Below are 15,199 nucleotides of genomic sequence, written 5' to 3' on the forward strand. Positions count from 1 at the left end.
CCTTATGCATTATGAACTCTCACACCATATTTAAAATATTTTCTCCAATAAGGACTTTTTAATGAAGACATTACAACTCCTTTTGAAGATGAAGCATTTATAAATAATGAATTCCCAACGTAAACAGCTGTATGGCTCGTTCTGTTATCTGGTGTAAAATAAACAATATCTCCTGATTTTAAATTTTTAGCTGAAACTCTTGTCCCTTGCTTTATCTGCTGTTGCGAAACTCTAGGAAGTTCCTTATTAAAAGCTTCACGGTAAACTCTACGTGTTAAGGCTGAACAGTCAATTCCACTTTTCGAATCTCCTCCTAAAGCATATTTTGTCCCTCTCCATTTGCTGTATGAAGTCAAAAGTTTTCTTTCTACAGCCGCTTTTTTTCTCTCTTGAGTTGAACCTGAAGCCATGGCCTTAGCATGTCTTTGTCTTAATTCTGTCATTTTTATTTCAATAAGTTCGCTTTTATTATTTGAAGAAATACCATAAATTCCAGTATTGCTTCCACTGTGACTTTTTCTATTCTTTACAGGTTTGTGAGAAGTTTTTGATTTGTCAACTTTTTTAGTTTTTGATGTTTTTGCATGTAGATTTGAACCTACAAAAGCTGATAACATACATACTGCTGTTAAAAACTTGTTTTTTCTCATATATTTTTTATTCCTTTCAAAATTAATTTTCAATTGTAATATTTTCTGTGTATCAATTGTAACATTAATTTTAAGAAAAGTAAATTAACTAAAAATAAAATATAATTTAATTTTGAAAAAACAAGAAAATTTTTATAAATTATAATTTTTCAAAAGTCAAGGTCTTGCCTCTATTTGTTGTTAATACTAAAGTTGTTTTATTTACTAATTCAATTTTTTTAGCATTTTGTAGAAGTTCTATATATTGTCTTTCAGTTTTCATTAGACTGTCAGAGCCAGCCATTTCTGTACTTCCAACAGTTCCTATTGTGATATTTCCGGCTGTTATTATATAATCAGAAAAATAACTGTTAATTCCTGAATTACCATTTATTTTATTTCCTGAAAACGAGATTGTAATTCCAACATTTCTTACTTCTTTTCCATTCATATTAATAAGTTTCCAATCTGTTCCAGATAGTTCCTTAGTCAAACGTGATAAAGAATTTTCATCTGACTGATTATTTGAATTTGAGCTTTTATTAAAATTCAAAGTATCTCCGTTACTATTTCTCAGAGTTAATGTTCCTTTATTATAATCTATTTTTGGAGAAGATTGTAAAATATCCAAAAATGCCATTTCAAAATTCATTAATTCTTCAGAACCACCCATTAATGTTGTACTTATATCAGTTGATAAAGTAGTGTTGTTTCTAACTCGATAAGTTCCATTGTATCTGTTTATTCCTGAAAATCCACTTATCTTATTTCCTGAAAAACTAACTGTGATTTTAGTATTTCTTGGAATCTCTAAATTTACTCCGTTTTGTCTAATTCTTGATAATTGCCACGAAGAACCATTTAAATTGACAGTCTGAGCTGCACTTAATATAAAACAATTAACCAAAAACATCGAAAAAATTCCAATTAAAATAAATATTTTTTTCATTTTAAATACCTCTTTTCATTTTTGTTAATTGAATAGTATCACACTTTTATTAAAGAAAAATGAGAAAATTTAAAAATTTATATACACTTTTAAAGAATTTTGATAAAATTAATTTAGAAAAACTTGAAAGGAAACCAGTATTATGAAACAATATATAGTTGATGCTTTTACAGACAAAGTTTTTTCAGGGAATCCAGCCGCAATCTGTATTCTAGACGAATGGCTTTCTGACGACACTATGCTTTTAATAGCAAGGGAGAACAATTTGTCCGAAACAGCCTTTGCAGTAAAAGGAGAAGGAAATCATTATAAATTACGCTGGTTTACGCCAGGCGGAGAAATTGACTTATGTGGACATGCCACACTTGCTTGTGCTTTTGTAATTATGAATTATTATGAAAAAAATTTAAAAACTGTAATTTTTGATACATTGAGCGGAAAATTGACTGTAAATAGAAAAAATGGAGATTTATACGAGCTTGATTTTCCTGCTTATGATTTGAAAAAAGTTGAAATAACTGATAAAATGATTGAATTGATTGGGAAAAAACCAGCTGAAGCATATTTAGGAAGAGATTTAATGTGCGTCTTTGACGATGAAGAGTTTATTTTAAGTGCTGATTTAGATTCGGAAAAAATTAAAAAACTTGATGGATTATTACTCCATATTACTGCTCAACATAGTAATTATTCTTTAAATTCTAAAATAAAAAATACAACTGATAAAATAGACTGTATTTCCCGTTCCTTTGCTCCAAAATTAAATGTTTCCGAAGATCCTGTCTGCGGCTCTGGGCACTGCCATATTGCTCCTTACTGGATGGCAAAACTGCAAAAGGAAAATTTAATCGCTTATCAGGCTTCAGAACGAAGCGGAACACTTTATTGCACTCCAGCAGATAACGGAAGAATAAAAATGAGGGGAAAAGCAGCTTTATTTGCAATTTCAGAAATTTTCATATAGCAAAATGTTTTTAAAACTTTACTCACAAATTACGATAGACTACTCAAACCTCAAGTTTTATAATTTTTTACTATTCTATTTAAATCAAATTTTACTTATAAAATAAAAGAGGGGAAAAATTCTCCCCTCAAAGCATTTTTTTATCAGAATTCAATAATTTCTACAATCTCTTTTCCAAAATAAAAATTGATACAAACACTAATATAAAACCAACTATTTCAATAAAAGAAAATTTTAAACCAAAAATAGCAACTGATAATATCGCTGCAAGTACAGGCTCAAAAGCAGTTAAAATTCCTGCAAGGGAAGAGGAAATATAATTTAGGCTTGTAATGTAAATTAAATAGGCTATGGAAGTTCCTAAAATTACAACGATTATTACCTGAATCATTGATTTTGCATTTACATTTCCTTCAATTTTCCAAATAGGGTGAATAACATTTGAAATTATGCTACCTATTATCATTCCCCATCCAACTACTGTAATACTTCCATATTTTTTCAAAAGTTTTTTTGGATATGTTGAATAAAAAGCTATCATAATTGCTGAAATTACTCCTAGCAGTAACGCTTCTAGTGAAATTAATAAATTTGAAAAGTTTCCTTTAGTGGCAATAAATACAACTCCTAAAATTGTCATAAACAATAGAATAATAGTTGAAACAGCTGGAATTTTTTTATTTTTTATAGATTCATAAATAAATATAAAAAATGGTGCGGTAAACTGTAAAATTGTAGCAAAAGAAACATTGCTGAGCTCAATTGTTTTAAAATATGTATACTGAACTAAATACATTCCCGCTGTTCCAAATAAAATTATTCCAGCACAATCTCTCTTATTTTTTAATGGCTTTAAAACAGATTTTTTTTCAATAAAAATAACAATTAAAAACAGTAAAATTCCAGAAATTAATGTTCTAATTGAAACTAACCAATCTGATGAAAAATTAAACTTTTTAAAAAGAATTTCCCCAGAAATTCCTGAAATAGCCCATAAACTAGAAGCTAAGCTAGCTAATAACATTCCGCGTAATTTTTTTTGTGTTTGCATATTTCATTTCTCCTTTTGATTTAATTCATAAATAAAAGTATTATTCTTATTTTTAGTTACTAAACTAGTAAATATAAAAAAAATGCCTTTGCAAATAACTTGTAAAAGCACCTTTTTTATATTAACTTAGTTATTATCTTAAAGATTTAATTAATTCAAAGTTATCGATAATTTGTTGTTCTCTAGCGATTTCTTTGTCTAATTGATTTCTTAAGTTTTTGTATTCAGTAGCTTTAGCTTTGAATTCTTTTCCGAAAATACTTGTATCTGTATTTGCTTCAATTTCAGCAAGTCTTTCGTCTATTTTAGCTTGCATTGCAGTGTAGTTTGCTAATCTTTGAGATGCTGCATTTGCTTGAGCTTCTTGTTCTCTGAATTTTGCATCTTCCATTTGTTGTAATTTGATTAATTGATTTTCTAAGCTATTTAAGCTGTTTTCGATTGATGATCCACCTGCTGCTGGTTTTGGAGCTGCAAATGAAACACTACTTAATACTAATACTCCTAATAATACTGCTAATTTTTTTTTCATTTTCCATACACGAGAGTAAATAAAACTTCTTTAAATTTTATTTTAATTTCTCGTATCTCCTTTCATTAATTTAATTTTGATTAATTACCTTTTAATGCTTCTATAGCTGCAAAATTTTCAACTGTTGTGTTTAAAGATTTGATTTCTGAATCTAATGCTTTAACTACAGTTTTGTATTGTTTTGCTAACTCAGAATATTGAGCTTTAAATGCTTTTGAGTCTGCTGCTGCTTCAATTTTAGCGATTCTTTCTTCAATTTGAGCTTTTTGAGCTTGTTTTTCAGCTAATCTATTAGCAGCTGCCTCAGCATTTGCTTTTAATTTGCTGTACTCTTGGTTCTCCATATTTACTAGTCTTTCATATTCTGCTTCAAGCTGATTAAATCTACCAGTTACTGTTTGATTTGCCACTTGTTTTGATGGTTGTTTTGCTTGTTTTGTAGATTTTGCAGAAGCAGCTGAGAATGATAAAGCACTCAAAAGTACAAATAAAATTCCAACTTTTTTCATTATTTTTGCCTCCTAAATTAGTTATCGGTTTTAATTATCTTTTATATTATATATCATTTATTAATAATTGTCAATTCTTATTTAAAAACATCTCTTTTAAATGTATTTTATTACCTTCAAAAGAGACATTTTTAACTTTTAACTTTTATTAATTTTATGTATTATTATTTAATGTTGATGTTGTAGAATGCTTTTTTACCTTCGTAAACAGCTTCTTCTGCCAAGTCATCTTCGATTCTTAATAATTGGTTATATTTAGCCATTCTGTCTGTTCTTGATGCAGATCCTGTTTTAATTTGTCCTGCATTTGTAGCAACTGCGATGTCAGCAATTGTATCATCTTCAGTTTCTCCTGATCTGTGAGATACTACTGCAGTATATCCAGCTTTTTTAGCCATTTCAATTGCATCTAATGTTTCTGTTAAAGTACCAATTTGGTTTACTTTAATTAAGATTGAATTAGCAATTCCTTTTTTGATTCCTTCTTCTAATCTTACTGTGTTAGTAACGAACAAGTCATCTCCTACTAATTGAACGTCTTTTCCGATTGCATCAGTTAATTTTTTGAATCCATCCCAGTCATCTTCAGCAAGTCCGTCTTCAATTGATACGATTGGGTATTTAGAAGTTAGATGTTTATACCATTCAACCATTTCGTCTGAGTTTCTTACAACTCCACCTTCTCTTTTGAATGTGTAAGTATAAGATCCGTCTGCATTTTTAGTTGCAAATTCTGATGAAGCAGCATCCATTGCAAATGTAATATCTTCTCCTAATTTGTATCCAGCAGCTTCTACAGCTTGAGAAATTACATCTAAAGCTCCTTCAGTTCCATTAATGTTAGATGGTGCATATCCACCTTCATTTCCTACGTTAGTAGAATCTCCGTTTGCTTTTAAGATTTTTCCTAAGTGATGGAAAATTTCAGAACCCATTCTTAATGCTTCTTTGTATGTTTTAGCTCCTACAGGTTGTACCATGAATTCTTGAACGTCTACTGCTGAATCAGCATGTGATCCACCATTTAAGATATTCATCATTGGTACTGGTAATTCTTTAGCGTTTACTCCACCTAAATATCTGTATAAAGGTATACCTAATTGATTAGCTGCTGCTTTTGCCACTGCTAATGATACACCTAAAATTGCGTTAGCTCCTAATTTACCTTTGTTAGGTGTTCCGTCTAACTCGATCATGGCTTTATCAATAGCTACTTGGTCTAAAGCGTCAAATCCGATTAAGTGTTCAGCAATAACTTTGTTTACATTTTCTACTGCTTGTAACACACCTTGTCCTAAATATCTAGATTTGTCACCATCTCTTAATTCAACTGCTTCATGTTCTCCAGTTGATGCTCCAGACGGTACAGAAGCTCTTCCCATTGCTCCACCTTCTAAGTACACTTCAACTTCCACAGTTGGATTTCCTCTTGAATCAAGTATCTCTCTTGCATAGATATCTTCAATTCTAGTCATTTCTAATTACCTCCGTAAATTTATTTATTATAATATTTCTCAACTATAATTATATCACAATGTGTCCTTATTTTCAAAACAAAATTTCAATTTTTTCAAAAAAATTTAATAAAATTTATTAAAATTCAATAATATAAAAATATTTTTATGTTCTTTTCATTTTTAATTATTTATATTTTAGTATAGAAATTTGAAAATAAGAGTTTTATCCTTAAATTTCCTATCTGCTGATAGCTGGACTGTTAACAGATAAATCCATATTTTGATATATTCCCATTTATTTTTGTCCTTGTCTGGCAAAAGACTTTTTTCTGTTTTTACTTTAATTTTGTTTTATTGACCTAATTTTATATTCCAATACCCTTGGCGCTGCAGTTTGTACTGTAATAAAAGTGTGGTCCATCATTCTTGCAATTTCTATTGTTTTTTTACTGTTATAAAGCAGCAGCCTTCCTTTTGCTTCCAGTTTTGTCATTTTTTCCTTAGAAAGCCTGTTTTGGTTTTTTATGTACATTTTTATTATTTGTTCATGTTCAGCATCGGTAGTTTGTGAGTCAAAAACTGAAGAAACTAGCCTCCCATCGACAAAGTTAAAACTATTCAGCTGCCTTTCAATTCCCAGCGGATCTTTTACATTAGCATAGTAATAAACCGCATAATTATCTTCATCATGTGAATTTGACAGAGCTTTTTTCTGAATAATTTTAGCAAATTCCTGTTTTGTCATTCCAAATTTTAAAGTGCTTGTAATACTTTCTCCATAACTTTTTTCAAATTCTGAATTTCCAAACATAAACGTTGAAAACACCAGCATCATTACTAACAAAATTTTTTTCATAAATTTAATTTCCTTTCTTAAATTTGTTTATAATTTTTCCAATAATCTCTCATGATTTTCTTCAAGCAAATTATCTAATATTTTATAAAACTCCTTATTTTCAACATTTGAATCAAAAGAATAATGTTCATTTTTATCATAAATTATAATCTTGCTTTCTGGATAATGATCATCAATTACTACATTTTCGTTTGGATTTTTCAGCCCATTTATTATTTTCTTAATTATATTATTTTTTTGTTTAAAATCTTTTAAAACAATTTTTCTTGAATATTTTTTGACTCCATTTAAATAGGAAATATTACAATTTAACTTCTCACATTCAAGATTCCACTCAAAATAGTCTGAATTTCCTGTAACAGCTTCTTTATGCTTAAAATCATAATTTTTATTAAAATCCAATTTTTTTAAATCTTTATTGCTGTATTTCTTTCTATCAAATTTTCCACAAGAAATAAATATCAAGATTAAGCATATAAATAAAAATATTTTTTTCATATTCAGTTTTCCTCACTACATCTCATTCAAATATTTATCAAGATAATCTGCATCTTTTGCAGTTGCTTTCTTTATTTCCTTAGAAATATAGGTGCTTTCCAACTTCTGCTTATTTTGTTCACGCAACTTTTTATTTGTAATTTCTTCATTTATCATCAAAACATTTAATAATAGCAATGTTTCTTTTAGGCGGTTATATTCGTGAACTTCATTTGATACATTGGCATTTACGACATTGTTTATATATTCTGAAACTGCTTTTTCGATTTTACTGTCATTGTAATATTTTCTTACTTCAGACAATGTGTAAGTCAAGTTCATCGAATGTACTTCTTCATCTGCCATTCCAACCTGTCTTTTTACATCTTCGCTTTTTAATAAATTTAAAACTTTCTTTATTTGAATCTGTCTATTATCTTCATTTGCAATGTTAAATATTTTTACAATTTCCATAATAGGAGTATTATTATACTTTTTTTCTATTTCTTTATAATAACCATCGCTTTTATCCTTTTTCCCAATTCCACGATAATATACCATATTTGCAAATAATTTTTCATACTCATAAGGAGTATATTTTGTGAATAAATCTAAATATTTTTCATAATCTTTTCCGATTTTGGACTCATAAATTGTGATAATATCTTCTGACACAATGTAATTTCGCTCATCTTTTTTCAAGATGGCAAGCAGTTTATTCAATTTTTCTCCGATTACAGTTTCATCATTTTCAAAAGCCACAATATCTCTTATTTCATAATCAATTTTTTTTGTTTCATCAATTATTGCCTGCTTTATTCCCATTTTTGAAAGATTTTCCTGAATTTGCTCCTTTCTTGTGTAAGCAAAGCTCAAACTGCTTAACAGTAAAAATGCTATTGTTAATTTTCTCATAAATTGTTCTCCATTTTTGTATTTTTTATTTTTATTCCTTCAGCAATTCTAAATTATAATCCAATTATTTCCCAATTATTATGGCTCTTTCCATCAATTACACCTTTTTTTACATCTCGAATATAGTCAATCATCATATTCTGAATGGTTCCCTTTATATTTCCAATTATTTCTTTTGAGGCCCATAAGACTGGGATTTTCTGACCATCAAAAATACCGCCTTTTCTAGCCAGCTGTTCAAATCTATAGGCATTCATTCCAACTTTTAATTTCATTTCAGGCGTTATTTTAGTTCCATTGACTAACATCAGGTTGGTAATTTTATTGCCTTTTTCGTTTCTTAGATCAATTTTGTATTTCACTCCGCCAAAAATATCAAATGTTACATATTTTCCGTTGGCACGTTCTGGATTATAATGATACTCAGTATCTCCAGGCCGAATTGTATCAAAATAATCAGCAGCCCATTCCATATAATCTTTTAACTGTTTCCCTGTCATTTCATAAATTGTAACATCTCCGCCTGTGTAACGGTAGTTGTAAACTATGTCTTTTCTCTTAATTTCTCCTTTATCCAGTTTTACATTTTCATAATTATATGCAAATGAAACAACATCTGCTCCACTGTAATAAAGCTCCACATCCGTTATAAACGAGGACATCCCTGTGTCTTTACTAAAGGCAGACGATATGCCGTGATGTTTTTCCTGCGGAATCATATCATTCAATGTTTCGCCAATTTCTTCATCTGCAATTCTGCAAAGCCTATTATGAAACGGCTTGTAAATTTCTTCAATTCTTTTGTCAGATTCTTCATTTTTTACAGAAACAGTTGTAGAATTTTTACCTATCAAGCAAACATTTTTACCAGTAATTTCAAATTTCAAATCCACTTCAGAAACAAAAGTTCCGTATCTGTGAGGCTCTGTAATAAGAACACCGTTAATTATTTCCTTTGGTATATTCTGATGCATATGTCCAGCTATAATTACATCAATTTCAGGAACAGCATTTGCCAAGTCCCTTACCCCAGTTTCAGGAATTCCATTTTCATTTTCAATGCCCATATGAGCCACAACAACAATGGCATTTGCACCTTCCTCTTTCAGTTTTTTTATTTGTTTTTGAGTTTCCTTTATAGGTGAAACAAAATAAAAATCCTTCAAATAGCCAGTATCTTCTTCAAATTGTGCCGACATTGGAGTTGATAATCCAATAATTCCTATTTTCACACCATCTTTTTCAATAATTGTCGTTGCATCTAAATACCTATGCTTATCTTTTGAGAAATTAGTGTCATTTTCAGCATTTTCATTGTAATACAAGTTGGCAGTTAATTTTTTACATTTCATATCTCGTAAAATATTTGATAGTATTGGCATTCCAAAATTAAATTCGTGATTTCCTGGCACAAAAATATCATATCCCATATAATTTAATATTTTAGGAATAGGATGTTTTGGCGTCATTGAAAATTTTTCTATCCAATTATCCTGAATCGCATCCCCAACTTCAACCAAAATCACATTTTTATTTTTTTCTCTAATTTTTTTGACTAACGTTGAAATTTGTGCATAAGAACCCGACTTATCCTCTTCATCAGCCGCATAGTTCCAAGCAAGCACCCTTCCATGAACATCGCTTGTCCCTAGTATTTTTATACTTGCTTCTCGTTTTATTAAAGCAGTATCTGTATTTTCTGTTGTCATAATATCTATATTTCCTTTTCAGTTTTTTATTTTCTATACTTAAATTTTTTAAAAAACATACTAAATCCTCGTAAAATTAAATAAATTTTAGAGTTAAATAAACTATTTATAGATTTTGTGAACTACATTTTACATTTATTTTTTCATATTTTTCCATTTTTCTCTAGCTTCGTAAATCGAAAACTCCCTACCATATTTTACTTCATTCAATTCATCTTTAATATAAAAAATCTTTTCCAAATCAATCTCATAGTCATTCGCAATCGCAATAATATAATAAAAAACATCAAACACTTCTTCTTCAATAGTACCTTTTATATTTTCTCCATTATATCTCACATTTTTTCTAATATTTTCAGCTAATTCTCCAAATTCCTCAATTAATTTTAAAACAAGTCTTTGTCCATTTTCCTTTTTATTCTGCTTAATTTTATCATCCTTTGTTTCATCCAGAGTTCCTTTTTCTATTCTTTTTATCAAATACTGCACTTCTTTAAGTGTCATATCATCACTGTTATTATTTTTTTTATCCATAAAACTACTTCCTTCTTTTCTAAATTCTTTGGTATAAATACTTAAAATTAATGTTTTTATTTTACACAATATACTGTTATTAATGAATTTTTTTTATAATTTTTATGTTTTTATTTTTTTTACGTAAAGGGGATCAGTCGCCATCCCCTTTACAATCCCGGCTTGTCTAAGTATTTTTTTGAAATAAAAACTAAACTTGCTTTTTAATAAAGGCTGTTCTCGTTTCTTCAAATAATCTTAATTTCAATATTTTGAAAAAGCTCAGACAGTAGTTTTTATTCCAAAAAAATCACGACGTTTTTAGTTTATTTACAACAAGATAGTTTTATTTCAAGCAAAATTTTGTTAAAGAAAAAATAACTGTTTGAGATTTTGAAATATGTTTTAAATTATACACAGTTATTTCAGTTAAAATAATCTTGGTTCAAAATCGAGTTTTATTTTTTCTTTATAAGAAAGTTTTGCGTAAAGCGGGAGTGCAGAGGTATGGCGTCTGATACCTCTGCGTTAAAAAAACTAATATTAAATAAAACAAAAAATATTTATTAATCAAAATAATTTTTAATCAAAGTATCATTTGTTTTTAAATTTTTTAAAAAATTAGTATTTGAAGATTACGTTTGTAGATTTTGGTTTTCCTATTTCTTTTTTCTCTTTCAAATAATCTATAAATATTTTTGTATCACTTAAATGAGTGTCTGTTCCACGTTTTTGAGCAGTGATTTTCCCTAATGTTGTGTAGCCGTCTTTTCCTTTGGCGATGTAAGAGTTTACAGCTAACATATATGTTTTTTTAGCGTCAATTGGCACCCATTTGTTTGCTTTAAAGTCGAATACTTCTATTTTTTTGACTCTTGTACCAAGTGTTCCTTCTTTTGTAGCTTCGTATCTAATTCCTGCACCATAAGGGAATGCACCGCTTGAACCTCCATTTAGGACATAGTCAATTGCATCTTCTAGTGTCTGTTTCACTTCTGCACCTGTAATGTCTGTTATAAATACTGTGTTTGAAGTAAATGGCAGTAATGAATATGCCAAATCATAAGTAAATACACCAGGATTTAGTGTAATTCTTACATTTCCCGCATTTACGATTACAAAATCAACATTTCCAGTTCCTGTATTTCTTAATTTATGTAAAACTGATTCAGCTACAAGTGTTGTTGCAAAAGAACCGTCTTTATTGTGAGGCCCTGGAACTCTGTTATCCGATCCTCCCAGAATTTCTTCTGTAATTTTACCAACTGTACGTTTTCCAAGTTCTGTTTTTTCTTTTTGGTATCTTTCAAGAAGTTTTGCTAAAGTTGGGTCATTTTTGATGGCAGCTATATTTTTATTGTTTTTTATTGAATTTAAAATTTCATTTTTTTCTTTTGCATCTAACTGAACTGCCTTCCCTTCAGCATTTTTCACTTCAAAAAAATCATCTCCAATTAGAACTTTCGGCGTTGGGATTAATTCGGTAATTACGCCATTCTTGTCAAATTTTGCTTTCATTTGCCCTAATAAATACGAATAATTCCATGCTTCTGCAATATAAACTGGATTTCCGTTAGGTGAATTTACTTTTTTAGGGTAATCCTCTTTTTCAGGAACTAATCCAAATTGTTCAAATTCTTTCCCTAATAAATAATGAGTGTCCCCAGTTATGATCAAATCAACTCCGTCAACCTTCTCCCCAATTTCCACATTTTTTTCGTATCCTGAATGGGATACAATTATTATTTTATTTATTCCTTTGCCTTGCAGCTCATTTACATATTTTCTCGCTGTTTCAACTTCATCAAGGAATTTAATGTCATCTCCCGGACTAGAAGATTCCTTAGTTTTTTTCACGACATCCAGTCCAATAATTCCGATATTTTGCCCACCAACATTTTTTATCATATATGGTTTCCATTTTCCTTCCAGAATGCTTCCTTTATCAGGCACAACATTTGCAGAAACTACTGGTATTTTCAAGACATCTAAAAATGATCTTAAAAGTTTGTTTCCATCGTCAAATTCATGATTTCCCAATGTAAAAACATCAAAATTTATTGCATTCATAAGCTCGGCATCAGCTTTTCCTTCAAATAATGTGTAATAAAGCGTCCCTGTCAGCGCGTCTCCTGCGTGGAGTACAAGAGTATTCTTATTGCCTTGTCTAAAATTTTTGATTGCCTGTGCCACTCTTGGCAATCCTCCAATATGTACCGTAACAGTTTTTCCATTGAGTTTAAGAGGCATTTTTTCCTCTTCCAGATGTGAATGGTGATCGTTAATGTGAGCTACATTCAGCTCAAATGAAGTTGATGGACTTTGTTTTTTTGCCCCTTGAATTGTTTTTGCCTCCAAACCTGCTGTAGAAAATAATGAGACTGCCAGTCCCAATAACATTAATTTTTTCATAACTTTTCCTCCTTGAAAAAAATTTGTATTTCTCAGTATAATTATAACTTGATTTCCTAAAAAAATCACTAAAAAAATAAATTTTTATAAAAACATGGATTTCAAATAAATTTTACAACATTTTAAAATAAAATAATGTTATAATCTATAATATAATTTTTGGGAAAAATTATCATTGAAATAAACTTTATCAAATCAAAAAGAAGGAGATGATATAATGAATATCAAAAATTTTATGAAAAAACTAATTTTAATCCTGGGAATACTTGGTATTTCAGTTACTTCATTTGCAGTAACTAGGAGAAACAATAAAGTTGTGTATGTAAAAAGAGAACCAAGAAGAAGAGTAATAAGAAGAAGATACATCTTTATAAGAGTACCAAAAAGAAGAACTAACAAAACTGTATACGTAAAAAAAGAACCTTCTCGTCGTCAAAGACAAGTGAGAATAGCTGCTGGAAGAAGAAGATCAGCTAGAAGAAGATAATTTTTTAACTTTTAATAAAATAAAACAAGAGGCAATCCATAACTATACCTCTTGTTTTTTTATAATTATTTTTTTTAATACTATTCCGCCTTTAAATAGCGAATGTTTAATAAATTTTGAATTACATACTCTAGTAAAGCATTAAAACTTTTTGTCCTTAATATAGTTTATATTTTGTAATAAATTTCGAGTAAAATCAAGAAAAAAGACTAAAATAATCCGCCTTAAGTTAATAAATTAATTTAAAAAAGTTGTATTTTTTACTTTCCACTGTTCTAATTTAATATGAACCCAAAATCCGTATATTCCTAATGTTACTATTATTAGCAATAACCATTTTATCCAATTACCAAACAAACCTGCTGCACTACCATTAAATTTTAATCTTCTACCTTCAACAACAGTATGATTTATTTTCCAAGCATAAATCATACACAATGCCCAAGGAAAACAAATCCCAAATGTACATGTTGTTATAAAAGAGCCTAAAATAATCCACCCAATGTAACTAAGCAGCCCACCGTCAAAATAACTTTTATTTTCCATAATTCCTCCTTATAATTTTAAATTAATTATAACACAAAATATTAATTTATCAAATTTGTATTCAAATAAAAACAGCAGGAAAGATACAGTATTCATATATTTGGTGTATATTATAGCCATACGTTTGTATATTTTTTCCAAAATAAAAATCAGAAGTATCTTTTTATACTTCTGAAAATGTTTGTTATAAACTTTTTTATTTTACCATGCAGAATTTATTAGAACTTCTTCTCCATATCCACCGTTCATTTTTTGTGGATTTGTAGAGTTATAAGCTCTTTGAACTCTTATTCCTCTGATTCCTAACTCTCTTGCGGCTAGAATATCATCGTCACTGTCACCGTAGTGGATTGAAACATTGTGTTTTTTGATGTAGAATGATTTGTCGTATTTGTAACCACCTGTTGGTGTGTCAGCTGTATATTCTACGTAAACTTCTTTTGGTAGTTCAAAGTATCTTTGCAATGTTTTTGATAATTTTGTTGAAGTGTAGTTTTTACCTTTTGAGTGCCCAGTTCTTCCTGTAATGAAAAATACGTTATCTCCTCTTTCCAAATGCATTTTGATTAAATCTTTTGCAGATTGTTTTGGAATTGAATGTTCATCACCATTTTCAGATACATAATCCCAGAATTTTTGATTGTACAAATAGCTTACAGCTCCTCTTTTATCTCCTGGAATTTGAAAATAATGTTGCCCATAGATAAAGTACCCGCTTGAATGAAGTAATGTATCATCAATGTCAAAACTTACATTAATCGGACCTTTACCCTCCAAACTTTTTTTAATATCATCAACAGACACAAAATGCACAGCCTTTTGAACTTTATCTGTTGAATAAAATCCCTCATGAGTATAAGGAACCTTTGGTCCTGCTGCAAATACTACAGATGCAGCAAACAAAAATAATAATGCTTTTTTCATAACATTTCCTCCTATATATTTTTTATTTTACTAATAAAATTTACTATCGCATAGGTTCACAACCTATAAACTCTCCTTTGGCTGTATAAGTACATATATTTCCTGTTTTTTTCCCTGTTTTTTTGGGAATTTTAAAATAGGAACAACTTACAGATGTTAATGTAGATAAAACCAATATTATAAATATTTTTAACTTTTTCATAGGAAAACCTCCTGAAAAATAGTCTGTTATTTAAAATTTTAAAATAAAAAGCCAAAAAAAAGATGTT

At 29.2% G+C, this 15,199-nt stretch carries 18 protein-coding genes; 3 read left to right on the top strand and 15 right to left on the bottom strand.

Features of this window, described 5'->3' with window-relative positions:
- Positions 1-2 precede the first annotated feature (2 nt).
- A complete protein-coding gene (locus BQ5344_RS02325; RefSeq protein WP_021769445.1) occupies positions 3-650 on the bottom strand; it encodes a C40 family peptidase in 648 nt (215 codons plus the stop codon).
- 139 nt (positions 651-789) lie between these two features.
- Positions 790-1,578 carry an META domain-containing protein gene (locus BQ5344_RS02330; protein ID WP_071123999.1) on the bottom strand — a complete coding sequence of 263 codons (789 nt, stop codon included), beginning with the start codon at positions 1,576-1,578 and terminating at the stop codon, positions 790-792.
- A gap of 142 nt (positions 1,579-1,720) precedes the next feature.
- On the opposite strand from BQ5344_RS02330, the gene BQ5344_RS02335 reads away from it, so the two are divergent.
- On the top strand, positions 1,721-2,542 hold the full coding sequence (locus tag BQ5344_RS02335; RefSeq protein WP_071124000.1) for a PhzF family phenazine biosynthesis protein: 822 nt from the start codon (positions 1,721-1,723) through the stop codon (positions 2,540-2,542).
- A 160-nt stretch (positions 2,543-2,702) separates the two neighbouring features.
- Here the strand turns inward: BQ5344_RS02335 and BQ5344_RS02340 are convergent, their stop codons facing one another.
- Positions 2,703-3,593 carry a DMT family transporter gene (locus BQ5344_RS02340; RefSeq protein WP_071124001.1) on the bottom strand — a complete coding sequence of 297 codons (891 nt, stop codon included), beginning with the start codon at positions 3,591-3,593 and terminating at the stop codon, positions 2,703-2,705.
- Here BQ5344_RS02340 and BQ5344_RS12580 point away from each other — a divergent pair.
- Positions 3,584-3,628: a hypothetical protein gene (locus BQ5344_RS12580; protein ID WP_369750586.1), complete on the top strand. Its 45-nt coding sequence runs from the start codon at positions 3,584-3,586 to the stop codon at positions 3,626-3,628. The genes BQ5344_RS02340 and BQ5344_RS12580 overlap by 10 nt on opposite strands.
- A 98-nt stretch (positions 3,629-3,726) precedes the next feature.
- On the opposite strand, the gene BQ5344_RS02345 is transcribed toward BQ5344_RS12580, so the two are convergent.
- From BQ5344_RS02345 to nadN, 9 genes are all read right to left on the bottom strand, one after another.
- Entirely contained in the window at positions 3,727-4,125 is a 399-nt protein-coding gene (locus tag BQ5344_RS02345; RefSeq protein WP_021769449.1) for an adhesion protein FadA, read from the bottom strand.
- Between the two features lie 80 nt (positions 4,126-4,205).
- A complete protein-coding gene (locus BQ5344_RS02350) occupies positions 4,206-4,634 on the bottom strand; it encodes an adhesion protein FadA (protein WP_021769450.1) in 429 nt (142 codons plus the stop codon).
- Positions 4,635-4,798: 164 nt separating this feature from the next.
- A complete protein-coding gene (gene eno, locus BQ5344_RS02355; RefSeq protein WP_006805724.1) occupies positions 4,799-6,109 on the bottom strand; it encodes a phosphopyruvate hydratase in 1,311 nt (436 codons plus the stop codon).
- A 322-nt stretch (positions 6,110-6,431) separates the two neighbouring features.
- On the bottom strand, positions 6,432-6,947 hold the full coding sequence (locus BQ5344_RS02360) for a hypothetical protein (protein ID WP_071124002.1): 516 nt from the start codon (positions 6,945-6,947) through the stop codon (positions 6,432-6,434).
- A 27-nt stretch (positions 6,948-6,974) separates the two neighbouring features.
- Positions 6,975-7,445, bottom strand: coding sequence for a hypothetical protein (locus tag BQ5344_RS02365; RefSeq protein WP_071124003.1), 471 nt, complete (start codon positions 7,443-7,445; stop codon positions 6,975-6,977).
- Positions 7,446-7,460: 15 nt separating this feature from the next.
- A complete protein-coding gene (locus BQ5344_RS02370; RefSeq protein WP_071124004.1) occupies positions 7,461-8,339 on the bottom strand; it encodes a hypothetical protein in 879 nt (292 codons plus the stop codon).
- A 53-nt stretch (positions 8,340-8,392) separates the two neighbouring features.
- Positions 8,393-10,048, bottom strand: a complete 1,656-nt coding sequence (locus BQ5344_RS02375; RefSeq protein ID WP_071124005.1) for a bifunctional metallophosphatase/5'-nucleotidase — start codon at positions 10,046-10,048, stop codon at positions 8,393-8,395.
- Between the two features lie 135 nt (positions 10,049-10,183).
- The gene (locus BQ5344_RS02380) at positions 10,184-10,582 is read right to left on the bottom strand and encodes a MazG nucleotide pyrophosphohydrolase domain-containing protein (protein ID WP_036071145.1); all 399 of its coding nucleotides are present in this window, start codon (positions 10,580-10,582) and stop codon (positions 10,184-10,186) included.
- A 600-nt stretch (positions 10,583-11,182) separates the two neighbouring features.
- The gene (nadN, locus tag BQ5344_RS02385; RefSeq protein ID WP_071124006.1) at positions 11,183-12,973 is read right to left on the bottom strand and encodes an NAD nucleotidase; all 1,791 of its coding nucleotides are present in this window, start codon (positions 12,971-12,973) and stop codon (positions 11,183-11,185) included.
- A gap of 217 nt (positions 12,974-13,190) precedes the next feature.
- Between nadN and BQ5344_RS02390 the strand changes: the two genes are divergently transcribed.
- Entirely contained in the window at positions 13,191-13,460 is a 270-nt protein-coding gene (locus BQ5344_RS02390) for a hypothetical protein (RefSeq protein ID WP_071124007.1), read from the top strand.
- Between the two features lie 237 nt (positions 13,461-13,697).
- Here the strand turns inward: BQ5344_RS02390 and BQ5344_RS02395 are convergent, their stop codons facing one another.
- The 3 genes from BQ5344_RS02395 to BQ5344_RS12270 all read right to left on the bottom strand — a co-directional run bounded on the left by BQ5344_RS02395 (position 13,698) and on the right by BQ5344_RS12270 (position 15,132).
- On the bottom strand, positions 13,698-14,006 hold the full coding sequence (locus tag BQ5344_RS02395) for a DUF898 family protein (protein ID WP_071124008.1): 309 nt from the start codon (positions 14,004-14,006) through the stop codon (positions 13,698-13,700).
- Between the two features lie 201 nt (positions 14,007-14,207).
- Entirely contained in the window at positions 14,208-14,930 is a 723-nt protein-coding gene (aphA, locus tag BQ5344_RS02400) for an acid phosphatase AphA (protein WP_021769461.1), read from the bottom strand.
- A gap of 43 nt (positions 14,931-14,973) precedes the next feature.
- Positions 14,974-15,132, bottom strand: a complete 159-nt coding sequence (locus BQ5344_RS12270) for a hypothetical protein (RefSeq protein WP_021769462.1) — start codon at positions 15,130-15,132, stop codon at positions 14,974-14,976.
- Positions 15,133-15,199: the final 67 nt, after the last annotated feature.

This window comes from Leptotrichia massiliensis (genome assembly GCF_900104625.1).
In the GTDB taxonomy this organism is placed as follows: domain Bacteria; phylum Fusobacteriota; class Fusobacteriia; order Fusobacteriales; family Leptotrichiaceae; genus Leptotrichia; species Leptotrichia massiliensis.

Bases quoted from the DNA above. Each gene is read 5' to 3' on its own strand.
- BQ5344_RS02345 (WP_021769449.1), bottom strand. From the start codon at position 4,125: ATGAAAAAAAAATTAGCAGTATTATTAGGAGTATTAGTATTAAGTAGT.
- BQ5344_RS02370 (WP_071124004.1), bottom strand. From the start codon at position 8,339: ATGAGAAAATTAACAATAGCATTTTTACTGTTAAGCAGTTTGAGCTTT.
- BQ5344_RS02380 (WP_036071145.1), bottom strand. From the start codon at position 10,582: ATGGATAAAAAAAATAATAACAGTGATGATATGACACTTAAAGAAGTG.
- nadN (WP_071124006.1), bottom strand. From the start codon at position 12,973: ATGAAAAAATTAATGTTATTGGGACTGGCAGTCTCATTATTTTCTACA.
- BQ5344_RS02335 (WP_071124000.1), top strand. From the start codon at position 1,721: ATGAAACAATATATAGTTGATGCTTTTACAGACAAAGTTTTTTCAGGG.
- BQ5344_RS02360 (WP_071124002.1), bottom strand. From the start codon at position 6,947: ATGAAAAAAATTTTGTTAGTAATGATGCTGGTGTTTTCAACGTTTATG.
- BQ5344_RS02350 (WP_021769450.1), bottom strand. From the start codon at position 4,634: ATGAAAAAAGTTGGAATTTTATTTGTACTTTTGAGTGCTTTATCATTC.
- BQ5344_RS02375 (WP_071124005.1), bottom strand. From the start codon at position 10,048: ATGACAACAGAAAATACAGATACTGCTTTAATAAAACGAGAAGCAAGT.
- aphA (WP_021769461.1), bottom strand. From the start codon at position 14,930: ATGAAAAAAGCATTATTATTTTTGTTTGCTGCATCTGTAGTATTTGCA.
- eno (WP_006805724.1), bottom strand. From the start codon at position 6,109: ATGACTAGAATTGAAGATATCTATGCAAGAGAGATACTTGATTCAAGA.
- BQ5344_RS02390 (WP_071124007.1), top strand. From the start codon at position 13,191: ATGAATATCAAAAATTTTATGAAAAAACTAATTTTAATCCTGGGAATA.
- BQ5344_RS12270 (WP_021769462.1), bottom strand. From the start codon at position 15,132: ATGAAAAAGTTAAAAATATTTATAATATTGGTTTTATCTACATTAACA.
- BQ5344_RS02365 (WP_071124003.1), bottom strand. From the start codon at position 7,445: ATGAAAAAAATATTTTTATTTATATGCTTAATCTTGATATTTATTTCT.
- BQ5344_RS02340 (WP_071124001.1), bottom strand. From the start codon at position 3,593: ATGCAAACACAAAAAAAATTACGCGGAATGTTATTAGCTAGCTTAGCT.
- BQ5344_RS02325 (WP_021769445.1), bottom strand. From the start codon at position 650: ATGAGAAAAAACAAGTTTTTAACAGCAGTATGTATGTTATCAGCTTTT.
- BQ5344_RS02330 (WP_071123999.1), bottom strand. From the start codon at position 1,578: ATGAAAAAAATATTTATTTTAATTGGAATTTTTTCGATGTTTTTGGTT.
- BQ5344_RS02395 (WP_071124008.1), bottom strand. From the start codon at position 14,006: ATGGAAAATAAAAGTTATTTTGACGGTGGGCTGCTTAGTTACATTGGG.